24 protein-coding genes are annotated in these 23,551 nt (G+C 38.6%); 10 read left to right on the top strand and 14 right to left on the bottom strand.

Features of this window, described 5'->3' with window-relative positions:
* Positions 1–9 precede the first annotated feature (9 nt).
* Positions 10–894 carry an NAD(+) kinase gene (locus tag KIT27_07285; protein MCW5589455.1) on the bottom strand — a complete coding sequence of 295 codons (885 nt, stop codon included), beginning with the start codon at positions 892–894 and terminating at the stop codon, positions 10–12.
* A 121-nt stretch (positions 895–1,015) separates the two neighbouring features.
* Here KIT27_07285 and hrcA point away from each other — a divergent pair, with 121 nt between their 5' ends.
* Together hrcA and KIT27_07275 are read left to right on the top strand one after the other, a co-directional pair.
* Positions 1,016–2,065: a heat-inducible transcription repressor HrcA gene (hrcA, locus tag KIT27_07280; protein MCW5589454.1), complete on the top strand. Its 1,050-nt coding sequence runs from the start codon at positions 1,016–1,018 to the stop codon at positions 2,063–2,065.
* A 157-nt stretch (positions 2,066–2,222) separates the two neighbouring features.
* A complete protein-coding gene (locus tag KIT27_07275) occupies positions 2,223–3,350 on the top strand; it encodes an ATP-binding protein (GenBank protein MCW5589453.1) in 1,128 nt (375 codons plus the stop codon).
* 15 nt (positions 3,351–3,365) lie between these two features.
* Here the strand turns inward: KIT27_07275 and KIT27_07270 are convergent, their stop codons facing one another.
* The gene (locus tag KIT27_07270) at positions 3,366–5,207 is read right to left on the bottom strand and encodes an acetate/propionate family kinase (protein MCW5589452.1); all 1,842 of its coding nucleotides are present in this window, start codon (positions 5,205–5,207) and stop codon (positions 3,366–3,368) included.
* A gap of 209 nt (positions 5,208–5,416) precedes the next feature.
* Here KIT27_07270 and grpE point away from each other — a divergent pair, with 209 nt between their 5' ends.
* The 5 genes from grpE to KIT27_07245 all read left to right on the top strand — a co-directional run bounded on the left by grpE (position 5,417) and on the right by KIT27_07245 (position 10,865).
* Positions 5,417–6,067, top strand: coding sequence for a nucleotide exchange factor GrpE (gene grpE / locus KIT27_07265; GenBank protein MCW5589451.1), 651 nt, complete (start codon positions 5,417–5,419; stop codon positions 6,065–6,067).
* Positions 6,068–6,159: 92 nt separating this feature from the next.
* Positions 6,160–8,088 (top strand): molecular chaperone DnaK, encoded by a 1,929-nt coding sequence (gene dnaK, locus KIT27_07260; GenBank protein ID MCW5589450.1) that lies wholly within the window; start codon positions 6,160–6,162, stop codon positions 8,086–8,088.
* A gap of 88 nt (positions 8,089–8,176) precedes the next feature.
* Positions 8,177–9,325, top strand: a complete 1,149-nt coding sequence (gene dnaJ, locus KIT27_07255; protein ID MCW5589449.1) for a molecular chaperone DnaJ — start codon at positions 8,177–8,179, stop codon at positions 9,323–9,325.
* A gap of 231 nt (positions 9,326–9,556) precedes the next feature.
* Positions 9,557–9,766 (top strand): hypothetical protein, encoded by a 210-nt coding sequence (locus tag KIT27_07250; GenBank protein ID MCW5589448.1) that lies wholly within the window; start codon positions 9,557–9,559, stop codon positions 9,764–9,766.
* A gap of 127 nt (positions 9,767–9,893) precedes the next feature.
* Positions 9,894–10,865, top strand: coding sequence for a hypothetical protein (locus KIT27_07245; GenBank protein MCW5589447.1), 972 nt, complete (start codon positions 9,894–9,896; stop codon positions 10,863–10,865).
* Between the two features lie 165 nt (positions 10,866–11,030).
* Here the strand turns inward: KIT27_07245 and KIT27_07240 are convergent, their stop codons facing one another.
* The 8 genes from KIT27_07240 to KIT27_07205 all read right to left on the bottom strand — a co-directional run bounded on the left by KIT27_07240 (position 11,031) and on the right by KIT27_07205 (position 17,438).
* Positions 11,031–11,279, bottom strand: a complete 249-nt coding sequence (locus tag KIT27_07240; GenBank protein MCW5589446.1) for a hypothetical protein — start codon at positions 11,277–11,279, stop codon at positions 11,031–11,033.
* A 6-nt stretch (positions 11,280–11,285) separates the two neighbouring features.
* Complete coding sequence (locus KIT27_07235) at positions 11,286–11,975, bottom strand: hypothetical protein (GenBank protein ID MCW5589445.1); 690 nt, start codon at positions 11,973–11,975, stop codon at positions 11,286–11,288.
* A complete protein-coding gene (locus tag KIT27_07230; protein ID MCW5589444.1) occupies positions 11,975–12,874 on the bottom strand; it encodes an ABC transporter ATP-binding protein in 900 nt (299 codons plus the stop codon). Before KIT27_07230 ends, KIT27_07235 begins: the two co-directional genes overlap by 1 nt.
* A 9-nt stretch (positions 12,875–12,883) precedes the next feature.
* A complete protein-coding gene (locus KIT27_07225; GenBank protein ID MCW5589443.1) occupies positions 12,884–13,609 on the bottom strand; it encodes a CPBP family intramembrane metalloprotease in 726 nt (241 codons plus the stop codon).
* Positions 13,606–14,247 (bottom strand): CPBP family intramembrane metalloprotease, encoded by a 642-nt coding sequence (locus KIT27_07220; GenBank protein MCW5589442.1) that lies wholly within the window; start codon positions 14,245–14,247, stop codon positions 13,606–13,608. Before KIT27_07220 ends, KIT27_07225 begins: the two co-directional genes overlap by 4 nt.
* Positions 14,222–15,334, bottom strand: coding sequence for a YcaO-like family protein (locus tag KIT27_07215; protein MCW5589441.1), 1,113 nt, complete (start codon positions 15,332–15,334; stop codon positions 14,222–14,224). The genes KIT27_07220 and KIT27_07215 overlap by 26 nt, the downstream gene beginning before the upstream one ends.
* 218 nt (positions 15,335–15,552) lie before the next feature.
* The gene (locus KIT27_07210) at positions 15,553–16,530 is read right to left on the bottom strand and encodes a TOMM precursor leader peptide-binding protein (GenBank protein ID MCW5589440.1); all 978 of its coding nucleotides are present in this window, start codon (positions 16,528–16,530) and stop codon (positions 15,553–15,555) included.
* An 8-nt stretch (positions 16,531–16,538) separates the two neighbouring features.
* Complete coding sequence (locus KIT27_07205; GenBank protein MCW5589439.1) at positions 16,539–17,438, bottom strand: SagB family peptide dehydrogenase; 900 nt, start codon at positions 17,436–17,438, stop codon at positions 16,539–16,541.
* A 13-nt stretch (positions 17,439–17,451) separates the two neighbouring features.
* Here KIT27_07205 and KIT27_07200 point away from each other — a divergent pair, with 13 nt between their 5' ends.
* From KIT27_07200 to KIT27_07190, 3 genes are all read left to right on the top strand, one after another.
* Positions 17,452–17,625 (top strand): hypothetical protein, encoded by a 174-nt coding sequence (locus tag KIT27_07200; protein ID MCW5589438.1) that lies wholly within the window; start codon positions 17,452–17,454, stop codon positions 17,623–17,625.
* A gap of 538 nt (positions 17,626–18,163) precedes the next feature.
* Positions 18,164–19,159 (top strand): zinc-binding dehydrogenase, encoded by a 996-nt coding sequence (locus KIT27_07195; GenBank protein ID MCW5589437.1) that lies wholly within the window; start codon positions 18,164–18,166, stop codon positions 19,157–19,159.
* Positions 19,160–19,216: 57 nt separating this feature from the next.
* Positions 19,217–20,128: a heme o synthase gene (locus tag KIT27_07190; protein ID MCW5589436.1), complete on the top strand. Its 912-nt coding sequence runs from the start codon at positions 19,217–19,219 to the stop codon at positions 20,126–20,128.
* A gap of 128 nt (positions 20,129–20,256) precedes the next feature.
* Here KIT27_07190 and KIT27_07185 read toward each other — a convergent pair whose 3' ends face one another.
* From KIT27_07185 to KIT27_07170, 4 genes are all read right to left on the bottom strand, one after another.
* Positions 20,257–21,168 (bottom strand): phospholipase A, encoded by a 912-nt coding sequence (locus KIT27_07185; protein ID MCW5589435.1) that lies wholly within the window; start codon positions 21,166–21,168, stop codon positions 20,257–20,259.
* A gap of 167 nt (positions 21,169–21,335) precedes the next feature.
* Complete coding sequence (locus KIT27_07180; protein ID MCW5589434.1) at positions 21,336–21,773, bottom strand: hypothetical protein; 438 nt, start codon at positions 21,771–21,773, stop codon at positions 21,336–21,338.
* Between the two features lie 178 nt (positions 21,774–21,951).
* Complete coding sequence (locus KIT27_07175; protein MCW5589433.1) at positions 21,952–22,362, bottom strand: cytochrome c5 family protein; 411 nt, start codon at positions 22,360–22,362, stop codon at positions 21,952–21,954.
* A gap of 19 nt (positions 22,363–22,381) precedes the next feature.
* Positions 22,382–23,527 (bottom strand): HlyD family type I secretion periplasmic adaptor subunit, encoded by a 1,146-nt coding sequence (locus KIT27_07170; protein MCW5589432.1) that lies wholly within the window; start codon positions 23,525–23,527, stop codon positions 22,382–22,384.
* Between the last annotated feature and the right edge of the window lie 24 nt (positions 23,528–23,551).

Raw genomic sequence — 23,551 nt, 5'->3', positions numbered from 1 at the left:
CACTATTTCCTACACCTTTTGAATTTGCCAACCTAATTTTGAGCGTAAGGTTTCAAAAAAACTATAACCTTCTGGATGAATTAATCGTAACAAGTTACTCATTTTAGTAATAGTAATTTTAGCCAGTGGCGGCACCGCGACACGCGTACGACCATCGCAACTCAAACGGGGTGCAGCGTGGTTATTTTCGCTGATAATAATATCAATTTGACTATTGCCAGGGATAGCAATGGGACGTGAATTTAAATTGTGTGGAAACATTGGCACTAAGGCGATGGCATCTAATTGTGGATGTAAAATTGGTCCGCCACCGGATAAGGCATAAGCGGTGGAACCGGTGGGCGTTGCTATAATGATGCCATCGGAACGATGGCGCGCCATAAATTCTCCGTTAATAAAAACATCAAATTCGATCATTTGCGCCGCTTCTCCTGGCGAAATGACTATGTCGTTTAAGGCATCTCCATCGACAATTTGTTTGTCACCATCGCTGATGTCACAATGTAATAAAAAGCGTTGTTCTTCTTGATAATTGCCATCTAACACATCGTCTAAGCGTTGCGAGAGTTGAGCGGGGAGAATATCGGTTAAAAAGCCTAAGCGTCCGCGATTAATTCCAACAATGGGGATATTATGTTTAGCCACCGTGCGTGCCGCACTTAAAAAACAACCATCACCGCCGACGACTATGACTAAATCACAGTATTTGCCTAATTGATTACGCGGACAGGTTGTTAATGATTGCGCGGCCTCCAAACCATGGGCAGTTTCTTCGTCAATAATAATCGTTTTTTTCTTGCGCCGTAAATACGCAATCACTTCTTGAACACTATCGCTGACTTCATAGTGGCGATGCTTGCCGATGATCCCAATTGTTAAAAATTGTTTGTGCATGGAGTGACGAACCTATGAGACGAATTAGCGCTATATACTAAACAGGAATCTAGCGCTTAACAAGCTCTTGCGAGAATGTTAAGCTAGCGTGAGATTTTATCGAGCTACGTGTATTTTTTCTATGAATAAAGTTGATATTAGCGAGCGCGCACAACATTTATTAAAAATTTTGGTCAAACGTTATATTCAGGATGGTTATCCCGTGGGTTCAAAAACCTTGGCGGATGACACTAACTTGAGTTTAAGTTCGGCAACGATCCGCAATATCATGGCCGATTTAGAACACTGTGGCTATTTAACCTCACCTCATACGTCAGCGGGCAGAATTCCCACACCAGCCGCTTATCGATTTTTTGTCGATAGTATTTTAAGCGTACAATCTGAAACTACGATTCCCATCGAAACCATTCAAGCGCAATTAGGTATACAAGATGAGGCGTCGACCCATCGCTATTTACAATCCGTTTCCTCGCTATTATCCGGCATCACTAAATTGGCAGGACTCGTGAGCATTCCGCGTCGCGATCAACTCTTATTACGTCACGTGGAATTTTTACCGTTAAGTGACAAGCGGGTATTAGTGATTTTAGTATTAAATGAAAAAGAAGTGCAAAATCGCATTATTTATACGGATCGTATTTATAGTAAAGCGGAGTTACAAGAAGCGGCCAATTTAATTAATCAGCAATATCAGGGACAAGAGTTAACGCAAATTCATCAACTCATGTTGCAAGCCATCGAAAATGATAAACAATCCATGCAAAATTTATTAGCCCGCGTGATTGAAATCACCGATAAAGCGTTTGAACCTAATCAACCTGAAGAAGATTTTATTTTATCGGGGCAAGATAATTTAGTGAATTTAGCGGAAGATAATCTCGATCGTTTGCGTAATTTATTTGGCGCATTCAGTAAGAAACACGATATTTTACATTTAATCGATAAATGTTTAAAAGCCGATGGCTTACAAATTTTTATTGGTGATGAATCGGGTTATCAAGCGTTGGGTGATTGCGCATTGATTACCTCAACTTATCAGGTGGAAGGAAAAATTGCAGGAGTTTTAGGCGTCATCGGTCCTACTCGCATTGCTTACGAGCGGGTTATTCCCATTGTCGATGTCACCGCACGTTTATTATCCGCCGCCTTGAATAAATCTGCGGAAAATTAGGGCGTGTGGATAGGACTCTTTATTCATCCAAACGCTCACCCATTGAATTCAACGGCAAATCCCCAAGCTGAGCCTTCTTTATGGCTAATTATGGAGATTTACATAATTTATGTAAAATGACATAATTACACATAATTAGTCTAATCGGGAACAATCCATGTCTCATTTTTCCTTTAAACGCCCTGAGCTGGCTATGGCCTATTGCGATAGCTTGGAAGGTAAGGGGATAGCAAATGCTCGTTCCGGGTTGTTTCTTGCCGCACCACGCCGCGTGGGTAAAAGCACCTTCGTGCTCGATGAATTAATTCCTGAAGCTGAAAACCGCGGTTGGATGACCGTTTACGTGGATTTATGGGCAGATAAAAATGCAAATCCAGCCATACTGATAGCGGAAGCTATCAAAGCTAAAATGAGTTTATTTGAAAACAAACTTCTCAAACTGGCCAAAGCGGTGAAACTCAGCAAGCTTCAACTCCTAGGTACCTTAATAATCGATTTCACTCAACCTGGATTGCCTCCAAATATTACCCTGCCAGATGCAATACGTTTCCTCGCTGATATCTCAGAAAAACCAGTGATGTTAGTCATCGATGAAGCTCAACACGCGTTGATGACAGACAATGGGGTAAACGCCATGTTTGCTCTCAAATCCGCTCGCGATCAACTGAATACAAATACTCAACACCCTACCTTGATGCTGGTTTTTACGGGTTCAAATCAAAATAAACTGGCTCATCTATTGCTTAAAAAAGGCCAACCGTTTTTTGGCTCTGATATCAATGCCTTTCCATTGCTTAATAAACAATATACGGATGCCTTTACCCAATGGGTTAATAAAAACTTAAAGGAAGACAATCAATTTACTCAAGATAGCATATGGCATGCCTTTGAGTTGCTGGGCAATCGCCCTGAAATATTACGAAATATTGTCGGTAAAATTGCCATTGCTGGTGACGCTAAGCATTTTGACGGGTTGTTAAAAAAAGATGCCTTAATTTTACAAAATCAAATTTGGCATGAATTTGAAAATGAATACCTAGCATTAAACCCGCTTCAACAAGCGATATTAAACACTCTCATTAATAAAGGGCGTGACTGGTCACCGTTTTCAGAGGAATCAATGCAAAACTATAAAAAACTAACTCAGCAAAAAACACTTTCTACTGCTAGCGTGCAAACAGCGATTGATCAATTACGGGAAAAAGATTTTATCTGGCAGTCTGGTCGTGGCTCATACGCGTTAGAAGACGAAAGTTTTGCACAGTGGTTTATCCATCGTTACTAAATCGGTGAGGTTGTATTAACGTCCAAGCAATTCCATATTTTTCTTAGCAGTAATCGCTGCAGTTTCTGGCGTTTTATTCATGATAACTTCGCCTTCACCTCGAAACGCAATTCCAGCAGCGTTAGCTTCATCGGTATCAATATGCATTTCAGTGACGTAAGTTTCTTTCACACGAATTAACGTATTGGAAAAAGATACGTTGCGGGTATCATCACCTAATTTTACATTCACATAGTCACCGTTTTTTAATCCCATTTTTAAGGCATCGGCGGGACTCATATGAATATGACGAGCAGCGATTATAAGTCCAGTCGTTTCAATTTCTCCTACTGTGCCACGCAGTTTAATTTTTGGTGTGCCATCCAGTTGACCAGAAGGGCGTACAGGTGCTTCGATTCCCAAGGTAAACGTATCGGTCTTTGATACTTCAATTTGAGTTTGTGATCGAGTGGGCCCTAGTACTCTGACAGTTTTAAACGATCCTTTAGGACCAATGACCTCCACGGTTTCTTCGGCTGCCCAACCTTCAGGCTGACTTAGATCATGCATTTTTTTTAGGGTATAACCTTTTCCAAAGAGTGCTTCGACCGCTGCTTGGGATAAATGAACATGACGCGCAGAGACCGCGACAGGAATACGCCAGGTATTAATGGCTGAAGGGCGTGTCTGGTTTAGCAAATAATTGACTTCTTGTGCGATCATGAGTTGTTCAGCGGTTTGAGTCACCAGTACTTTGATCCGTGAGTCAAAACTGTGTATTTCTGGTGCTTCAAAACCGCTCAGTTTGACTGCCTGATTGTTATCATCATCCAAATACAATCCTAAAAATTCGAATTTATCGCAAATGCGGCGACGCATGGAAGCTGAGTTTTCACCAATGCCGCCAGTAAACGCAATGACATCAACGCCACCCATGGCCGCTGCATAAGCACCGATGTATTTTCGCACGCGATACGCATAAACATTAATGGCTAATTGCGCGGCAGCATCGCCTTGGGCAGCTTGATGTTCGACTTCGCGTAAATCAGCACTGCCCGCCAGTGCTTGCAGACCACTGTTCACATAAAGCTCGTGTTCAATTTCTTCACTAGTTAAATTAAATTCACGAGTAAGATAACTAAACATCCCGGGATCGACATCCCCCGAACGGGTTCCCATCACCAAACCTTCGAGCGGCGTCATACCCATGGAAGTGTCCAGTGAAAATCCGCGATGAATCGCACAAACGCTCGCGCCATTCCCTAAGTGACAGCTGATGATTTTCAAATCGGTTATCGGTTGTGCCAGCGCACGAGCCACACGTAATCCAACATACTGATGGGACGTGCCATGGAAACCATAACGTCTGAGTCCTTTATCGCGCCATGCTTTGGGGACCGCATAGGTGTAGGCGCTTTCGGGAATGGTGTGATGAAATGCCGTATCGAAAACAGCTACTTGAGGAAGATTAGGCCACAGTGCTCGACTCAATTTAATGGCTTTTAAGTGAGCCGGATTGTGTAAGGGGGCAAGTGGTGTTATTCCTTCAATGTGCTGCAATACTGCTTTATCAATTAAGGTGGCCTCGAGAAAGCGTTCACCACCATGAGCAACGCGATGCCCAATCGCCTCGAAGGTTGCAAAACCAAATTCTTGTAAAATCTCGGGTAAGCGGGTAATGGCAGCATCGAGTGTGGCAATGTATTCTTCACGCTGTTTTTCTTCGCCTTGTTCGCCGCCTAGGCGATAGTGCAGTAGACATCGACCCTCCTTGAAATGTTCAAATTCACCCTTAAAAATACGACAATCCTCGAGATCCATATCGAATACACCGAATTTCAAACTGGAACTGCCGGCATTGAACACCAGAATTTTCATGATCATTCCACTCTACTTATTTTATGATGGTTTATTATAGCGAATTTTGACAGGAGTTTAGCACTTTCCGTGCGTTACTCCTTCCTGGATTGATTTTGCCTGTGTATCCGCCTTGATTTTTATAAAATCGCCCCCAAGTGTTGTCAGAAGGCGATGAGATGATTATCATTCGCTGCAGTTAACCTTTATTAATGAGAATGGAAAGAAATATGGCTGATAACGATAATCCTAAATCCTCTGAAATAACCACTGAAGAAAATTTAGAATCGGGGCAAAATTCTCAGAGTATTCACGAGAAATTAGCGCAAGCGGATGCGCCTAAAACTTCTGCTTTTGGCGCAGATTTATCCGACTTACTCGACGATGATCACGATGAGTTAGCGCCACTCAATAGCCTGCAAGCAGAATTAACTGCGGCTAAAAAAGAAGCGCGGGAAAATTGGGAAAAAGTATTACGCTTAAATGCCGAAATGCAAAATTTACAACGGCGTACTGAGCGCGATATTAGTAACGCCCACAAATTTGCCTTAGAAAAATTTGTCAATGAATTATTACCAGTGATCGACAGTCTCGATAGTGCTCTAGCACTTGCTGTCGACGACACACCCGCTCATCAAGCGATGCGCGAAGGCATGGAATTAACCATGAAAATGTTTTTAGACGCGGTAAATAAATTTAATGTCATCCAAATTAATCCAGTGAATCAACCCTTTAATCCTGAAATTCACGAAGCGATGGTGATGCAAGAAGCACCCGATGTACCGGCTAATACAGTACTAACCGTAGTACAAAAAGGCTATGTATTAAACGAGCGTCTGATTCGACCCGCACGCGTGATTGTGAGTAAATCGACAAATTAAACCACAGGGCTTGAAAAATATCAGTTCATCCCCATGTGCTAGAACAAGCAAAATTATTTTAATTAACTTAATAGATGAGACGGAGATAATAAATGGCTACCAGCAAAGTAATCGGCATTGACCTTGGTACTACGAATTCCTGTGTTGCAGTAATGGAAAGTGGTAAACCTCGCGTCATCGAAAATAGTGAAGGTGCGCGCACCACACCTTCTATTATTGCGTATACCGCAGAAGGCGACATCATTGTAGGTGCACCTGCTAAACGTCAAGCCGTGACTAATCCTGAACGAACCTTATATGCCATTAAACGTTTAATTGGTCGCCGTTTTCAAGACGATATCGTGCAAAAAGATATTAATATGGTGCCTTATAAAATCGTCAAAGCCGATAATGGTGATGCTTGGGTACAAGTGGGCGATAATAAACTAGCGCCTCCGCAAGTTTCTGCGCAAGTGTTAGTAAAAATGAAAAAAACTGCCGAAGATTATTTAGGCCATGAAGTGAAAGAAGCGGTGATTACCGTTCCTGCTTATTTCAACGATTCGCAACGTCAAGCCACGAAAGATGCTGGACGTATTGCCGGTTTAGAAGTAAAACGCATTATTAACGAACCCACCGCAGCAGCACTGGCTTTTGGTTTAGATAAGAAAAAAGGTGATGCGAAAGTGGCTGTTTACGATCTCGGTGGTGGTACCTTTGATATTTCCATTATCGAAATTGCCGAAGTCGAAGGTGAACATCAATTTGAAGTATTAGCCACTAACGGTGACACGTTCTTAGGCGGTGAAGATTTTGATTTACGTTTAATCGATTATTTAGTCGCAGAATTTAAAAAAGATGCCGGTATCGATTTACGTAACGATCCTTTGGCATTACAACGCTTAAAAGAAGCGGCTGAAAAAGCCAAAATCGAATTATCCTCCACTCAACAAACCGATGTGAATTTACCCTACATCACAGCCGATAGCACAGGACCAAAACATTTAAACATTAAAGTGACGCGCGCAAAATTAGAAGCATTAGTCGAAGATTTAATTACGCGCACTATTGATCCTTGCAAAATTGCGCTAAAAGATGCGGATTTAAGTGTTTCTGATATTACCGACGTTATTTTAGTCGGTGGTCAAACTCGTATGCCTCGTGTTCAACAAGCGGTGAAAGACTTTTTCGCTCAAGAACCTCGTCGTGATGTTAACCCCGATGAAGCAGTTGCTGTGGGTGCGGCGATTCAGGGTGCCGTTTTATCCGGTGAAGTCAAAGACGTATTATTACTCGACGTGACGCCATTATCGTTAGGAATTGAAACCATGGGTGGCGTGATGACGAAATTAATTCAAAAAAATACCACCATTCCTACCAAAGCCCAGCAAGTGTTTTCTACCGCAGACGATAATCAAACTGCGGTAACGGTGCATGTGTTACAAGGTGAACGTGAAATGGCGTCGGCGAATAAATCGTTAGGTCGTTTTGATTTAACCGATATTCCACCTGCGCCGCGCGGTATGCCCCAAATCGAAGTGACTTTCGATATCGATGCCAACGGTATTTTAAATGTTTCTGCAAAAGATAAAGCCACGAATAAACAACAATCGATCGTGATTAAAGCCTCCAGTGGTTTATCCGACGAAGAAATTCAACGCATGGTGGCCGATGCCGAACAAAATGCCGAAGCTGATAAAAAATTCCACGATTTAATTAGCGCACGTAATCATGCCGATAGCATGATCCACGCCACGCAAAAATCGCTGAATGAATTAGGCGATAAAGTGGATAGCGCGGAAAAATCACAAATCGAAGCTGCGATTGCTGAAGTGAAAAAAGTCATGGAAAGCGACGATAAAGATCTGATTGAAGCGAAAACTAAAGAGTTAACCGATGTTTCAGCAAAACTTGCGGAACGTTTATACGCTGCCAATCAAACAGCAGGCGATGCATCATCAGCGCAAAGTTCACAGCAAACTAAAGCTGAGGATAATGTTGTCGATGCAGAGTTTGAGGAAGTGAAAGACGATAAAAAATAAATAATTAATTCATTGAGCTAAGAATGTTCTTAGCTCAATTTATTTAATGTTTTTTGAAAATTTTAATTGCTAGCGAGATAAACATTTCATGTCCAAACAAGATTACTACGCCACCCTCGGATTAGAACGTAATGCCAGCGAAGACGATATTAAAAAAGCCTATCGTCGTTTGGCCATGAAATATCATCCCGATCGCAATCCTGATAATAAAGACGCCGAAGAAAAATTCAAAGAAGCCAAAGAAGCCTATGAAATTTTATCCGATAGTCAAAAACGCGCAGCCTACGATCAATTTGGCCATGCCGGTGTGAATCCCAATATGGGCGGAGGGCATCCTGGTGGCGGTGCCGGATTTAATGGTTTTGGCGATATCTTCGACGATATTTTTGGCGATATTTTTGGTGGACGTGGACAAAGCAATGGCGGTGGACGTTCACGCGCGCAACGCGGTGCCGATTTAAGTTATGAAATCACCATTGATTTAGAAAAAGCCGCACACGGTTCCAAAGAAAGTATTACTATTCCCAATTTAATCGCTTGTAAAGAATGTGAAGGCAGTGGTGCGCGTAAAGGCAGTAAACCAACAACCTGTCCTGATTGCGCCGGTCACGGGCAAATTCGCATGCAGCAAGGCTTTTTTTCCATTCAACAAACCTGTCCGTCGTGTCGGGGAGCTGGCACGGTGATTGGCGATCCGTGTGGTTCCTGTCGAGGACAAGGACGAGTGCGCGATAAAAAAACCTTAGCGGTGAATATTCCTGCGGGTATCGATGATGGTGATCGTATTCGCTTATCGGGTGAAGGTGAGGCCGGTTTTGGTGGTGGTCCGGCAGGCGATCTTTACGTGCAAATTCGCATCAAACCGCATCCGATTTTTTCACGCCAAGGTAACGATTTGCACTGTGAAGTACCGATTAACATTGTGTTAGCGGCATTAGGTGGCGAATTAGAAGCACCAACACTCGATGGTCGTGTTAAATTAAAAATTCCTGCTGAAACCCAAACTGGAAAACAATTTCGCTTGCGGGGTAAAGGCGTGAAATCAGTCAGAGGTGGGCAAACGGGTGATTTAATTTGTCATGTGTTTGTCGAAACGCCTGTTAAATTAAATCGTGAGCAAAAAGAATTATTACAACAATTTTCCGATTCCATGAGTCAGGATAATCATAATCACAGTCCGCAAGAATCTTCTTGGTTTTCAAAAGTTAAAAAATTTTTTGATGACATGAAGTTTTAACTATTTCGATTAAACCGCGCAAATGTGTCAATTTCAATAACATTAGGGTTTACCCCAAAATTGGAGGGTTAAGCCTAATAATGCTTTCTTTGATTGCTAAATTATTGTACACTCACTGACTTGAAGTGAGGATATCCAGACCTGAAAAAAATCATCACATTGGATAATACGCTTCTCGCTTTGCAACAAGATTTCTATAAAAAATAATAATACTAAAACTAGGAGATCGCTATGGTTAACCAATATACACTCGATTCTATTATCAATGATTTGCATCACAATCTTACGGTGATCACCCATGAAATTAAAAAAATTTTAGACTGCAATAATATTGAATTCGATAAAGAGTTTATGGAAAAATTTACGGATACACTCAGTAAAGTGTATTGGGCGAAAGATCATATCGAAGAATTAAAAAATCACAACACGACTTCGATATAATTTTTTGCTTGAGTAGAAAAAATAGAAAGATGAGCTATACTGTAAATTATCGTCATAATGTTCGGCACTTCCTAGCCGTAAATCATGGTCATTAATATTCAGAATCATATTATAAAAATGAGTGAGCATGCCAGAGAAACTAATTTTAAATCTACCCAACAATTGGCGAGAATTAGTTCTAGAGCAATATCAAACTGCAACTCTTATTAATCCACCACAACAACTTTCATCTATCTTTATTACCCCTGCACATACATTAGAGTCGATCAGGAATTTAGCGATCACTTATGCTGTTTATCAAAAAGACTTTAATGTTCAAATGGAGAATGATGCAACTATCCAATTGTTTGAAGTCCCTGTGATGGATGCTTGCTGTTTGCGATATACATTATTGGGATATGATTTTCTTGACAATACTCAACTCAATAAAGAATTAACATCAATGGTTGATTGGAGAGTCGATGATCTAATAAAAGAAGGATGGGTTAAGTTAGATGATCCAAAAGATTTTTCTACTCATCAAGGATTTGAAAAAATATTTTTTTATCACAATTCTAACGTGGGCACTTATAGTCATTTCACCAGACAATGGGGGGATGGTACGGTACTTAGCAAAGATGGAACACCCACTTGCGGCGCAACTCCTGTTGTGCGTGCTCTTTCTCCAGAGCATGCAGTGATTACAGCAAGATACGGTGAGGTAAGAGCGACTTATATTAGACCTTATCATAAAAATTTTAATGAGTTGCTAAGCGCTAAACCAACGGCTGAAGTCCCCGTTCCCTATCTGCGATGGCAAAGTAGTCATCTATACGCATTTGTTAGCTCGGAGTATGCTTTTAGCTCTCTAGAGAAAGTGATCGCACGCGCAGATAATTACTTAAACTATTTTAATGACTGTTATATTAACCACTATTTACAAGCTCCAGACACGGAATCCTATTTAAAAGCTGAGGCTGATATAAAATCTAATAATGCATTCTTATTATCGCGATTAAGCCCTATATTTAAAAATTCCCCAGCCATTTCAGTTGCGTCATTGAAAAAAGATCTGGAACGAACACTTACGGTTGAGCATCCATTAAAAAAACCGAAATAGTTTGCTTAGTGATAAGCTAGTATTATGGTGAATTATTTGAGACATGTTGATAATTCTACTCTGCTGGTGTATTTCCTTGATTTCCTGTACTCCGCTGCTCAGTTACTCCGACTAGACTGCGCTATAGCAAATTGTCAACGCATCTTAGAGTGATACTAAGTTTCTCTAGTCTAGTGAATTGTAACGTTTTTTCCCTGTTATATTGATCATAATATCTGCGAATGTATTATCTTTCGTGGTAATTTTAGAGTTGTATTTTTTAGCGAATAAAATCGAACGGTTGCAACCTGCGTTTTTAAATGGTTTGGGATGAGGTGGGGCTGAAACAATATCAGCAAGCTTAGCCGATTCTTCAGTTTGAGTGATTAAAGCTGCGGTAGCTTTTTTTATGAACTCAAGATTTTGATCTGTCATTAAAAACTAATATTGATGTCCAGTTTTAGGTGGCTGATAAAAATGGATGATCGCTAAAAACACCAAAAAATAGCTCATGATAATGGCAAACCTCGCCATATCGAACGTGTGTGCTAATGATAAGTGATAACTGAATAGCATCCAGGCATTTGGCAAGAAAAACCAAGATAAGCATTGTTGAATATGTCCGCTGGTAAACGTTAAAAACATAAACACAATATTGGTTAGTACGAGTATATTACGAGATGACATCGGGTCGAGATGATAGCCAATTAAATATCCTAATGCTCCCATGGCTAATGCCCCAGGTAAACAACTTATTAATGCTAATAATAAGCTATTCAATGATAAGGTATGATAAATAATAAAATCGATTGCAGCGATGGCAATAACACCCAAGATCCCCACTAAGAGCATGCCGATAATAATGCTAGCGGCCTGGTATAAAGAAGGGGCGGGTAGAGTCTCAACATAACATCCCCAGGCAGTATTTTTCGAGGCAGAAATAAACATGCCTACAGATTGCAACATGGCACTTTGAATGGCAAAATTGAAAAATCCAATGAGAGATAACGCATTTTTACCTTGATTAAATAATAAATATAAAATTAATGGAAAAATAAGTGTAAAGAAAAATGCGATCTTTATTCGGTATAATTGTTTTAATACCAGGATCAGATAGTTTGAAAATAACATTAATGGCTTTCCTCATAGTAAAAATAGATATCTTCTGCGGTCATTGGTTTCATGCTTGCTTGATAGGGTTGAAAATAAGCACGCAATATCGATGTTTTGTGATGATCTTTTGAATAAATTCGTAGCTGCTCTCCCAGTTTTACAAACGGTATTGAATGTTTTTGGCAAAATGAAATAGCTTGCTCATGTTGTTCAGTCTCAATATCCCAGCGGTGAATCGTTGTGGTATTTTGTAGAAATTTTCTCATGCTAATATCGGTGATTATTTTCCCGGATTTCATTACCCAAACACGATTAAAATATTCAGTAAGATTAGCAAATGAATGCGAAACCATAATAAAAGTAAGCTGATTATTCACCATTAAATTAAGCATTTCGCGTAAAATAACTTCCCGAAATTGAATATCTAAACCCGAATCCGGCTCATCGAGTAAAACAATTTTTGGTTGATTGAGCATTGCCAACGCTAAGGCTAACCGTTGTTTTTGACCACCTGATAATAGTTGAGCATGTTTTTCAGGATCAAGTCCAAATTGCTGACAAATAGTTATAGGGTTAATTTTATTATGTGTATGAGCCGCAACAAAATCAATAATTTCTTTTATCGATATTCTTGGTGGGTAATCTATGTGTTGGGTGAGATAGCTTAATTTTTTTTTCGCGGAAAGTGATCCGGCTGGCGTTGAAAAAATTGAGACTAATCCTTGAGGAGATAATAAACCCGCTAGTGTATTAAGGAGAGTTGATTTACCACAACCATTTTTTCCTAGCAGTAAGATTCTGTCTCCGTGATTAACGTGCAAGTGGGGTATATCGAGTAATACCTGATTGTTTTGCTGGAAAAAAACCTCTTTGATCACAATCGGTATCGTTTCATTAGCTTGTAATTCTTTATGCATTTTACCCTCTTAGGCCGTTAATAATAAAAAAAACGCAGTATGCGATGTGATTAATGGCCAAAGAGATTGGGTACAATAAAATAGTATCCCATGAATCGGCCCCATGACTAATGCCCCTATGACCGGAAACATTGCTGTCCGTGCCGAAGGCATTTGAAAAATTTGCATTAATGCAAATAATAATGTGGCAATTAGAATTGAAAGGACTATGCCAAATTCCATCAAATACTGTTGAAATACTCCTCTGAAAATAACTTCTTCACAGGCCAATTGGGCTATAATAAATAAATAGGCAATTGGCTTTGGTAATAATAGCTTTACATAGTAATAACTTTTAATCCAACCAGACGAAATATTTTTCATTAATTCATTAATGTTAGATTTCACTACTATTTCTACTAATTTCATCACGAGCAGGGTTAAGATTGCTGCTGTTCCGCCTAAACCAAGCCCAAGTAAAAGCCCCTTTATAGTTTGAGATAGATCAAAATTTAATATTCCTAATGACGAAAATGGAACTTTTAGTAGTATGCAGAGGAAAATGGCAAAAACGCCATGCGATAAAACGACTAAAATAAAACCAACACCACCCTTAGCTACTTCTAACGGATAATTTCTGGTAAAGTGAAAATAGTGTGAAACAGCAGATACTGGAATTCGTAATGCATTTTTGAAATAATGATAGTAAAGCACTACCAATATGCTCAATATCATTGAAGATAAAGTAATATTCATATTTTTTTCTCTTGAGAGTTAAATAGTTGAGTTATCATATAGTTAAATATAACGTGAGTAATTATTGGAAATATTAAATTATCAGACATTAAAACCAATAGCGTTAATGATACAGAAAATATGTTTTTCAGTAAAAACTGCTTCCATCCATAATATAAATGTGAGGCACCAAACATCAGTGTGCCAAAAGTTAATAATAAATAACGAAATGAACCTTGATAATTTGTCGATATTAATACAATAATTCCTCGAAATAGCACTTCTTCGCTAACCGCCGTTAATGACGCGGATATAGTGGTGACAGATACTCTGCTCAATAAACGAAAATAAATGGGATTGGTTTGGTAAGATTTTAACTCGACAAAAAACATAAAAATTGCCATGCTAATTGAAATTAACGCCATAAAGATAGTGTTAGTAACTGAAGTATAGTGAAATTGCAATTTAATCTGTAAAGTTATTAATCCATAAATAAAAATTGCACTGTTTATAATGAATGCAGTTAAATATTGCTCATTTTTTTTGTGGAATTTTAATTTTCCATAAACCCTGATGCTAAAAAATAAACTTCCACAACATAAAAAATATAGTATTAGCTTGTCAAGAATAGAGCTATGGATAAGGGTGTGGTTCAACATGCTTAACTCCACCATAAATATTAAATCGCGGATGATTGATTGGAACAGAATTAGGTAGAGGAAGGGTTAACAAATCTGGGCTCCATAATTTGGTAGCCACTAAACCTAATTGTTGGCTTTCCTCGTTAGAATAATCCAAAAACGCAAGTTGTTTTCCAGACTCTCTAAAAGATTCTATAATTTTCTTAAGTGCGACTCGTTGATCTGAATTTTCCTCCCCTGGAATTTCATTTGCTTTAATAGTATTATTTTTATCAAATTTTCTATTTACAAAATCATTGTTTTTTCCATTAGCATACAAAAATACGTTATCATCTAAGTTTGAAATATTGTCAGATATTTTATCATTTGCTTTCAAAACCGCGAGTGTATTAGCTAAAAACCGGGTTCCTGATAATTCCAAATATGCTTTATACATTGCTTTTTCTAATTTAGTATCGCTACCTAAGCCTACACAAAATTTTGGAACAGCATCACTCTTAGCCACGCATGCGATATTAAATACTGAAAAATCTGGGTTAGGCAGCCAATAAAATTCGATATCGATATTATTTAAGGGAATGCTTTTATTTACTATTTTTTCTAATCGTTTAGTACGTTGATCAAAATTAATTTTATATGCTTTATAATCGCAATACCAATGTCCAATGGTTGTATCAATCAAAATGAGCTCAAGTAGTGAGTTAAGAATACAGGATTGATAGTCGCGATGGACGGCGTTACCAGTGCTTACTGCACCATTGAGTCTTGGTTCTGGTTTTTCCCTATGAGATGAATAACCTAAAATCAATAAATGAGCGGGCAACCAAATGTGTTTTAAACTTGTCAACTCAGGCAAGCGTAGCCAGCACATTTTCTCATCTGCATTAAAAGGTTTAAAATGTGGGCTATTTTTAAATTGATTGTTACTAAAATATGACAAAGATGATGTTTTAGGTAATAAATCATTGGAATAACTTGACTTGATTTCATTATAGGATTGATAAATAGATGGAGTGGATTGCTGATAATCAAACATAAAAGCAGTATAGCGCTCATAAGATTCGGCTAAGCACTTAATCATTGCATCTTCTCGATTTAAACCCATACCGCCAATATGATAAGTAACGTTGCCGACGATACCTTTCCATCTGGCAACGTCGGTTAACTCAGCACCTAATGCGATAGTATAGGGATCGTAGGTTTGGCGTAAATAGGAATACATTCTAGGAACAACACCACAAAGTGGGCTTACCAGATTGTCCCAAAGTTGTGAGGTTTGGTACTGTAAGCGTTTGTGTAACGTATTTCTGCTGTAACTTATTATCATGCTAATAATGCCCCCACATCAAAATGAAGTTGATGTCCCTTTAATGCATTGTCAACGCCGCAAACTTTACAGCCTGGAAAACGCAAGATTTTATGATATGAAAATTCCATAGTAGGAATATAAAGCGACAGTAATTTACTCTGAGAAATTGTATTTCCCGTTAGTAAATAGCGGTTTAATTCAAGAGATGCCAATGAACACATTAAATGTTGTTCTGTTTCATTTACCATCGGCTTAGCTAAACGAATATTATTTTTTAATATTAATTTTTGGTATTCTTGATAGTGAGCTGCATTTTTAGTATTCATAATAATACGTGTTTCTAAGCAATCATAACAAAATTGATTATCGAATAATGGCCCAATATAAATGCAAGGGCCATCTACAGCACTAAAAAACCAGGGGATGCCTGCCTCATGAAATACTTTGTTAAGCAGGCTATAATAGAATGAATTAATTGTAGTATTCATTACCACTACCAAAGAATCTTTAAATTTATTGTGTAGCTCTTCTACTAATGAATATAACAATACCTCATCACTAAAAATAGTGTTTCCAGACTTTAATATAAAATCAACGTCTTCTTGGTGAAATAGGTTTATTGCTAAGTCAGAGATTTTATCTTGCAAGAGAGATTTTAATAACGATCCCATTTTATTGTCAGAAATAATGGAAATTTTTTTAAATTTATTTATAGGTTTCGCTCTTTCAGTAGTAAGTAAATTTTTATCGCGCAAGGATTCAATCACTTCAGCGCAGATAGCTTGATTAGTTTGTGTTTGTTGAGCCAGTGTTTTAAGGTCTTTAAATCCACTTTCATCAATTGCTAATATAATTTTCGAGAGTAATCCCTTTTTTTCTTCGTCCTGTAAGGTATGGGTGGTAATATTCCACATCCCGCTGCGAAATTCTACGGTATTCTCATCGTGATAAAGAATGGAATAACTTTTGTCGAAATATTGGTGATTATTCATGTTTTACCTTACGCTGAAATGCCATGTAAAATGGCGTGTTGAAATGATTCGTACTGACCATCAATTTTGAGGAGTTGAATGACTCGCTCTGGGGAAAAACTAGCATAAGCACAAGATCCTATGCCAAGGCATCCAGAAGCTAAATGAGCCATTTGAGCAATTTCACCCAATTCAATATATGAAAAACGTAGTCCTGCAGATCCATACTTAGTCATGGAGCGCCAGCTTTCGATAGTAAAAAATAAAGTAAAGCTACAGTGTTCTATATTAGGTAGCTCATTGATAGATTCACTTTTTAAAAAATCATTAATTTCATCTTGATTGCGATTAATACTATATAAGTTATGAGCTAACGGATTATAATAATAAATTCCCCGCTCTAATTTTTTAACGCGATTAACCAGAATATACAGTTTTACTGGATATAAGCCACCACCACTGGGATAGGTTCGTTGCATGCGATCGGGTTCATTTTCATATGAACTAATGTGACTGACGCCTTGTGATGCAAATAAAACACTACTTAAATAATTTATCGGAATATAATCACCGCTATAGTGTCGAATCGATGTGCGTTGTTTTACTGCCAAATCGAATTTTAAATCTAATGTGGTGGGTTTTGGTAAATCAATTTTAATTAATCCGGTATATACCGTTTTATTTGAAAGAGCAGTTAGACTGGTAAATGGATAGGTTAAATATTTATTTATCGTATAAACTCGCTCTAATTCATTAGTTTCAATACTTGAATTTAAAAGAAAGTGTTCAGAAATTTCATCTATGCAATCGTTTTGCAACATCGCTGAGTCTACGCGAACACCAGTAGAGTACAAATTGCGATTTATCAATCCTGCCGTTGAAGCGTAGCATAGATCTTGCACGTTTAAGTGGTTAAGTTTTTTATCCACAGGAGCCTCTCCAATGTTGTTTAGTGGAACACCAGAAAATTTTAAAAATTTGTGGTGTTCCACTAGGCGAATTTACGCGCTGGCAAAACAGCATGAGGTACAGGTAGAGCAGCCACCGGCAACAACACTACAGGTAGCTCCGGGTAATGGCATATTGCCAACCGTATTAACAGAGTTTGCTGAATAAAATAAATTGCTATATAAAGTTTTTATATCAGAATGTGTATTGATGTTGAGTTTCATTTAATTTCTCCTTTAAAAGTTACGGAATGTCAATTAATGGCGAGTAGTGTTTAACTGATTTTTAACCTTACCAATTTAGGGTATTTAATTTCATAACGGTTTATAAAAGAGCAAAGCCAGTTAGTCATCTTTGCCATGTCATGAATAGACTGAAGCCACCTCATGATGCGATTACCCCCTTATATTAATAAAATTAAAAACACGAGCAGCATACTATTAATTTATTCCTTAAGTCAATATATATTATGCTTATAATTATAAAATAATATAAATTTAATATTTAAAGGCATGAAACTGCTCTTTTAATAGTTTGTATAAATAAATATCAAACCTCTTGCAAAAATAAGTCACCTAGCAAACAATACGTTGAATAAAGGCAGTTGATGCGTGCTATTGATTCGCGGTGAATTTCTGAGCCTTAACGCGTCGCGATTCGAATCTACTGTATATACCAAACCAAATTACCTACAAGGATCACAACCATGCGTGCAATGATTATTCGTGAATTTGGCGATGCTAATGTTTTTTCGTTAGGAGAAGTTGCTAACCCCGAAATAGCCTCTGGGCAAGTGTTAATTAAAGTTGCGGCGAGTTCTGTAAATCAGTTGGATATTAAAATGCGTAGTGGCGCAGTTCCCGCGATTACGCCCCCTTTTCCGGCAATTTTAAATGGTGATGTCGCTGGAACCGTGGTAAAAGTTGCGACGGATGTTAAACATATTGCGGTGGGTGATGAAGTCTATGGCGTTGCTGGAGGAATTGGTCATGTTCCTGGAGCGCTTGCTGAATATATGGCGGTGGATGCGCGCTTAATTGCCAAAAAACCGCAGAGTTTAAATTTTTTAACGAGCGCGGGAGTGCCTTTGGTTGGGATCACCGCGTATATTGGTATCATGCAAAAAGTTCGTATTAAGCCCGGTATGCAAGTGCTGGTGCATGGTGGTTTGGGTGGCGTGGGTCATTTAGCAGTGCAATTGGCGAAAGCGCAAGGTGCGATTGTAACGGCGACGGTCGCCAGTTCCGAACAATTTGCGCAAGCACGCGAGTTCGGTGCCGATAATACCGTCGATTTTCGTAGTGAAAAAGTCGCGGATTATGTTAACCGTATTACCAACGGTACGGGCTTTGATGTGATTTATGATACTGTGGGTGGCCCTAATTTAAATAATTCTCTGGCCGCGATTAAAAACTTTGGCGATATTGTGACAACAGTAGCGCGTACCACCTTAGATATCACCCCCTTGCACGATAAATCCGCTAATTTACACGTAGTATTTATGATGTTGCCCTTATTATATGAAGAAGGACGCGCGGCTTATCATCATTATTTAACCGAGTTAGCCACTCTCATTGATCAACAAAAAGTGCGTTTGTTAAGCGACCCGACCACATTCAAATTCAGCGAGATCACCAAAGCGCATCAATATTTAGAAAGTGGAAAAGCACAAGGCAAAGTATTATTAGAATGCGATTTGTAAGTTGCACGCGCTTTGGGTAACATTTGCCAATAAATTTTTATGTTAGTAAGGAACGGCATGTCGAATCCAACAGACACGGTTGCAATCATCCCCACCCACCATTCTCTGTGGCGAAGTTATTGGGAATTATGTAAACCGCGTGTCGTCGCATTAATGTTAATTACCGCCATTGTGGGAATGCATTTAGCAACTCCGGGGTGGGTGCCGTTGCATGTGTTATTGCTGGGCTGTTTAGGCATTGCGTTGTGTGCGGGATCGGCAGCCAGCATTAATCATGTCGTCGATCGCAAAATCGATACGCAAATGTGGCGCACTAAACGCCGACCCTTGCCAACGGGTCAAGTGTCTCCTCGTCAAGCGTTACTGTTCGCGATTATGTTAGGCTGCAGCGGATTTTTTATGTTAGCGGTTTTTATTAATATGCTTACGGCTTGGTTAACCTTGTTAACCTTAACGGGCTACGCGATTTTTTACACCATGTTTTTAAAATATGCGACGCCACAAAATATTGTGATCGGTGGTGCCGCTGGTGCCGCACCACCGCTTTTAGGGTGGACGGCGGTTACCGGCCATTTAAGTCCCTATGCTTTATTGCTGGTATTAATTATTTATGCCTGGACGCCACCACATGCGTGGGCGCTGGCAATTTATCGACGCGATGATTACGCTAAGGCCGGTGTACCGATGTTACCGGTGACGCATGGTATTGCTTACACGAAAATTAATATTTTGTTGTATTCATTCTTATTAGTTGCCGCCACCTTATTACCCTATGCCGCTGGTATGAGTGGTTTGATTTATTTAGTGGGGAGTTTATTATTAGGCGCGCGCGCATTGTGGTGGGCATGGCGTTTATACCGCACACAAGAAAATATTATTGCCATGAAATTATTTCGATTTTCCATTATCTATTTATTTTTACTGTTCATAATTATGCTGATTGATCATTATTATTTAATAAAATGGTAATTATACTCAAAACAATTGGATTTTAGGCGAGGCGTCGAGTTAAAGATGCGAAGGAGTGTATACTGAATACATGACTGAGCAGCTTTAACTCGACAACAAAGCCTAAAATTCAAGTGTGAAGAGTATAGCTAAATCCAATTATTTAATGAAATTCCAATACCAATGCTATTTGTTTTGTGATTGTACTCAATCAAACTTTGGCCGTAACCATGAAATAATTGAATGTAGCCATGAATTTTTTTGGTGAGCGGAAAACTAATAGCGCCTTCAGTTGAAATACGGTCCCAGCCGTGCTCAAGATTAGCAATCTTAAGGGATAAAACCATTTGCCAAGGTAACTTATAGGCAAACAATACTCGCTCGTAACCTAAATATTTTGCAATATCAGGATTATGCAAATTACTGGATTGATTTTTAAAAATTAAAATCCATGGTTTAACACTCATTAACCAATTACCGCTGGAAAATTTAACATCGACATAGGCTCGATTCCAACTACGCTCTAAATCACCACCACGACCATTCGACTGATGAACAGCACCGGTTTCTAGCACCCAATTGGGCATAAAATTGTCGCGTATAAAAATTTCTGGCATGTAATTGGTTTCGCGGAAATATTGTGATTTTGCGTAAACCTGCCAATACGACAACTGCGTATAGGCTGCATATAAGCCGAGATTAGACTGATTGAATAAATTGCGCCAAATAGGCAATTCAAAACTGAATTGAACTTTAAATTCATTATTATCGAGTTTTTGATGATCAGGAGTAATATTTTGATAAATGCTCGTGTAGGGCGAACTGGTGTAATAATACGGTAATATATAGCTAGGTTTGAAAAACACAATTCCGAAGGGGTTGTTGTCAATTTGACGAGATTTATTAATGCGCTCTTGCAATACCGATTTTTTCGTGGGCGTGACTTTTTGCAATTCGTGTTTAATGCCATCTTCCACTTGTTCTAACTTAGGGTGAATGGCAATGGCAAAACTACAATTCACGAAAAACCCTAACACTAACGAAAAAACCCACCCACGCATGTGTAATTGCCTATTTTTTTATTAATAATGCCTTATCATATACTAAGGTGTGAGTGTAATTCTACTTTTTGCTAACAACTCCATTGAGCTACCTCGCTGACGTGCCACTCATTCTTAAAAGAAGATACCACTCGTCAAACGCCAAATGGTGAATATTCGTTAAGAATTTATTGAACAGTACAGGATTGTATATCAATATTACCTTGATTAGCGGTTAGTTTAATATCGCCTAGCGTTTGCCCCTTATTTGCTGTAAATGTAATACTCCCTTGAGATTTTATCGTCACTGTGCGACCAGAAACTGAATTATTATTTCCAGCAACACTAAGAGAAAAGGAATTAGTATCTAATAAACAATGGCCATTGTTATCAACAGCACAAACCTCTAATACGGTCGTATCGTAAGCCTTAATACAGCTCTCAAGATTTAGAAAATCTAAACCACACATGACCTTGGTATGATCACTAAAATTCATTATCGTTGTTCTCTTTTGACATAGCGCTCCACCGCCAGGAATGCCTGTACCTGCAAAAACAGTATTGATAAAAAACAAAAGGATAAATAACTTTATTATTAATAGATTACCTACTATATTGCTTTTCATTTTCTTTATTCTCCAGCAGCTGACAATTACCAAAAGTATAAACAACTTACCTCAAATTACCACCTTGTTAAAGATAAAAAATGGATCTCTATTTAAAAAACTGAGATCTAGACAAAAATTTCATGACTCTTTAGTGCATGCTCAGCAGCCTAATATTCGCAAAATATCAATAAGTTGATTAAGGATTGCGAGGCAACATATATAAAATTGCCAGACGCAATAAACGATCGCTACATTCAAAACAGCCACCCCGTGGTGGCATGCTGCCTAAGCCTTCAGTTAATTGTTTTAACATGTAAGCAAAACCATTTTTTTGATAGGGCGCCCATTGCTCGCGATTATGCAATGCGGGCGCACCCGTTTGAATGATAGGATCTGGCGCGTGACAGGTTTTGCAATAAAAATCATAAATTTTTTCACCCGCTTTGGGATCGTGTTCTAAAGAATCAACAAATGCTTGAGCATTATGTTGATTGGGTTTTTCATTTTGAGAATTTTGTAAATAATTTTGCGTGATTTTAAAGATAGGATAGACTGCAATCAACGCAATCACTAATAATAATGCTAAGGTATTTTTATATTTTCGCATGCTGATACCTTCTAGAAAATTAGCGTTCCGTTAACGCATTTTGTTTAGCTTTTAATAAGGGTTTTAATAAATAACTTAAAATCGATTTACGCCCTGTTAAAATATCGACATTGGCTACCATACCCACACGAATCGGTAACGGATGTTCTTTGGTGCCTAAATAATTTTTATCGGTTTTTACTAACACTTCATAATAGTTTTCTTTATTTTGCTCATCTTTAATGGTATCGGCACTAATATGAGAAACCACACCTTCTACGCCGCCATAAATAGAAAAGTCGTAGGCAGTTAATTTGACTTTTGCAGGTTGGCCGATAGTAATAAATGCGCGATCTTGCGGTTTGACGCGTGCTTCAACAATGACATGTTGTTCATTGGGAACAATTTCCATAATATCCATACCCGGGCGTATCACACCACCAATGGTATTAATATATATTTTATTAACAATGCCATCTACGGGTGAGCGCATTACCGTGCGTTCCACTCGATCTTGTTCTGATTTTAAGGTTTCTTGTAACGATTCTAAGGCACTTTGTTGTTTGGTTAACTCGGTGTGCGCTTGCTCTTTAAATTTATCGATTTTTTCATTAATTTGACCTTTTACCTCGTTAACTTGCCGCTGCAAGCGTAACAATTCAATTTTTGACATCACTCCTTGTTTTACTAAAGGTTCCGTCATATCGAGTTCAGATTTTGCGAGCTTATAGCTACGCTGCAATACTTCGATACTTTCGTTTAAGGCTTTTTGGCGCGAATGAAATAAATTAATTTCACGTTGAATTAATTGCGGATATTCATTTAACTCTGTTGGAAAAGTAATCTCGGTTTGACCTTTAGTTTCTGCAATTAAACGCGCGACTTGTGCTTGCAGAGCTAAATATTGAGAACGTTGTTCACGATAAGAGGCTGAAAATCGGGTATCATCGATACGTAATAAAACATCGCCTTTTTTAACTTCTTCGCCCGCACGCACATCAATAGACGATAATATTCCACCTTCCAAATTTTGAATAACTTTTAATTCCGATGGCGGGATCACTTTACCTTCAGCATGGGTAACTTCATCAATGATGGCGAAATGTGCCCAGATTAAAAAAATAATTAAAAAAGCCGATACGATGATAATTAATGCTAATGCCAAAGGCGTACGTTTATTTAACATTGCCTCACGGCAATCATTTATAAA

The organism is Legionellales bacterium, from assembly GCA_026125385.1.
Taxonomy (GTDB): Bacteria; Pseudomonadota; Gammaproteobacteria; order JAHCLG01; family JAHCLG01; genus JAHCLG01.
Note: the sequence above shows the minus strand (reverse complement) of the source record. Positions and strands in the feature narration are given on the sequence as shown.

Excerpts from the sequence above, each read along its gene's own strand:
- KIT27_07285 (MCW5589455.1), bottom strand. The coding sequence starts at position 894 with ATGCACAAACAATTTTTAACAATTGGGATCATCGGCAAGCATCGCCAC.
- hrcA (MCW5589454.1), top strand. The coding sequence starts at position 1,016 with ATGAATAAAGTTGATATTAGCGAGCGCGCACAACATTTATTAAAAATT.
- KIT27_07275 (MCW5589453.1), top strand. The coding sequence starts at position 2,223 with ATGTCTCATTTTTCCTTTAAACGCCCTGAGCTGGCTATGGCCTATTGC.
- KIT27_07270 (MCW5589452.1), bottom strand. The coding sequence starts at position 5,207 with ATGAAAATTCTGGTGTTCAATGCCGGCAGTTCCAGTTTGAAATTCGGT.
- grpE (MCW5589451.1), top strand. The coding sequence starts at position 5,417 with ATGGCTGATAACGATAATCCTAAATCCTCTGAAATAACCACTGAAGAA.
- dnaK (MCW5589450.1), top strand. The coding sequence starts at position 6,160 with ATGGCTACCAGCAAAGTAATCGGCATTGACCTTGGTACTACGAATTCC.
- dnaJ (MCW5589449.1), top strand. The coding sequence starts at position 8,177 with ATGTCCAAACAAGATTACTACGCCACCCTCGGATTAGAACGTAATGCC.
- KIT27_07250 (MCW5589448.1), top strand. The coding sequence starts at position 9,557 with ATGGTTAACCAATATACACTCGATTCTATTATCAATGATTTGCATCAC.
- KIT27_07245 (MCW5589447.1), top strand. The coding sequence starts at position 9,894 with ATGCCAGAGAAACTAATTTTAAATCTACCCAACAATTGGCGAGAATTA.
- KIT27_07240 (MCW5589446.1), bottom strand. The coding sequence starts at position 11,279 with ATGACAGATCAAAATCTTGAGTTCATAAAAAAAGCTACCGCAGCTTTA.
- KIT27_07235 (MCW5589445.1), bottom strand. The coding sequence starts at position 11,975 with ATGTTATTTTCAAACTATCTGATCCTGGTATTAAAACAATTATACCGA.
- KIT27_07230 (MCW5589444.1), bottom strand. The coding sequence starts at position 12,874 with ATGCATAAAGAATTACAAGCTAATGAAACGATACCGATTGTGATCAAA.
- KIT27_07225 (MCW5589443.1), bottom strand. The coding sequence starts at position 13,609 with ATGAATATTACTTTATCTTCAATGATATTGAGCATATTGGTAGTGCTT.
- KIT27_07220 (MCW5589442.1), bottom strand. The coding sequence starts at position 14,247 with ATGTTGAACCACACCCTTATCCATAGCTCTATTCTTGACAAGCTAATA.
- KIT27_07215 (MCW5589441.1), bottom strand. The coding sequence starts at position 15,334 with ATGGGTTTAAATCGAGAAGATGCAATGATTAAGTGCTTAGCCGAATCT.
- KIT27_07210 (MCW5589440.1), bottom strand. The coding sequence starts at position 16,530 with ATGAATAATCACCAATATTTCGACAAAAGTTATTCCATTCTTTATCAC.
- KIT27_07200 (MCW5589438.1), top strand. The coding sequence starts at position 17,452 with ATGTTGTTTAGTGGAACACCAGAAAATTTTAAAAATTTGTGGTGTTCC.
- KIT27_07195 (MCW5589437.1), top strand. The coding sequence starts at position 18,164 with ATGCGTGCAATGATTATTCGTGAATTTGGCGATGCTAATGTTTTTTCG.
- KIT27_07190 (MCW5589436.1), top strand. The coding sequence starts at position 19,217 with ATGTCGAATCCAACAGACACGGTTGCAATCATCCCCACCCACCATTCT.
- KIT27_07185 (MCW5589435.1), bottom strand. The coding sequence starts at position 21,168 with ATGCGTGGGTGGGTTTTTTCGTTAGTGTTAGGGTTTTTCGTGAATTGT.
- KIT27_07180 (MCW5589434.1), bottom strand. The coding sequence starts at position 21,773 with ATGAAAAGCAATATAGTAGGTAATCTATTAATAATAAAGTTATTTATC.
- KIT27_07175 (MCW5589433.1), bottom strand. The coding sequence starts at position 22,362 with ATGCGAAAATATAAAAATACCTTAGCATTATTATTAGTGATTGCGTTG.
- KIT27_07170 (MCW5589432.1), bottom strand. The coding sequence starts at position 23,527 with ATGTTAAATAAACGTACGCCTTTGGCATTAGCATTAATTATCATCGTA.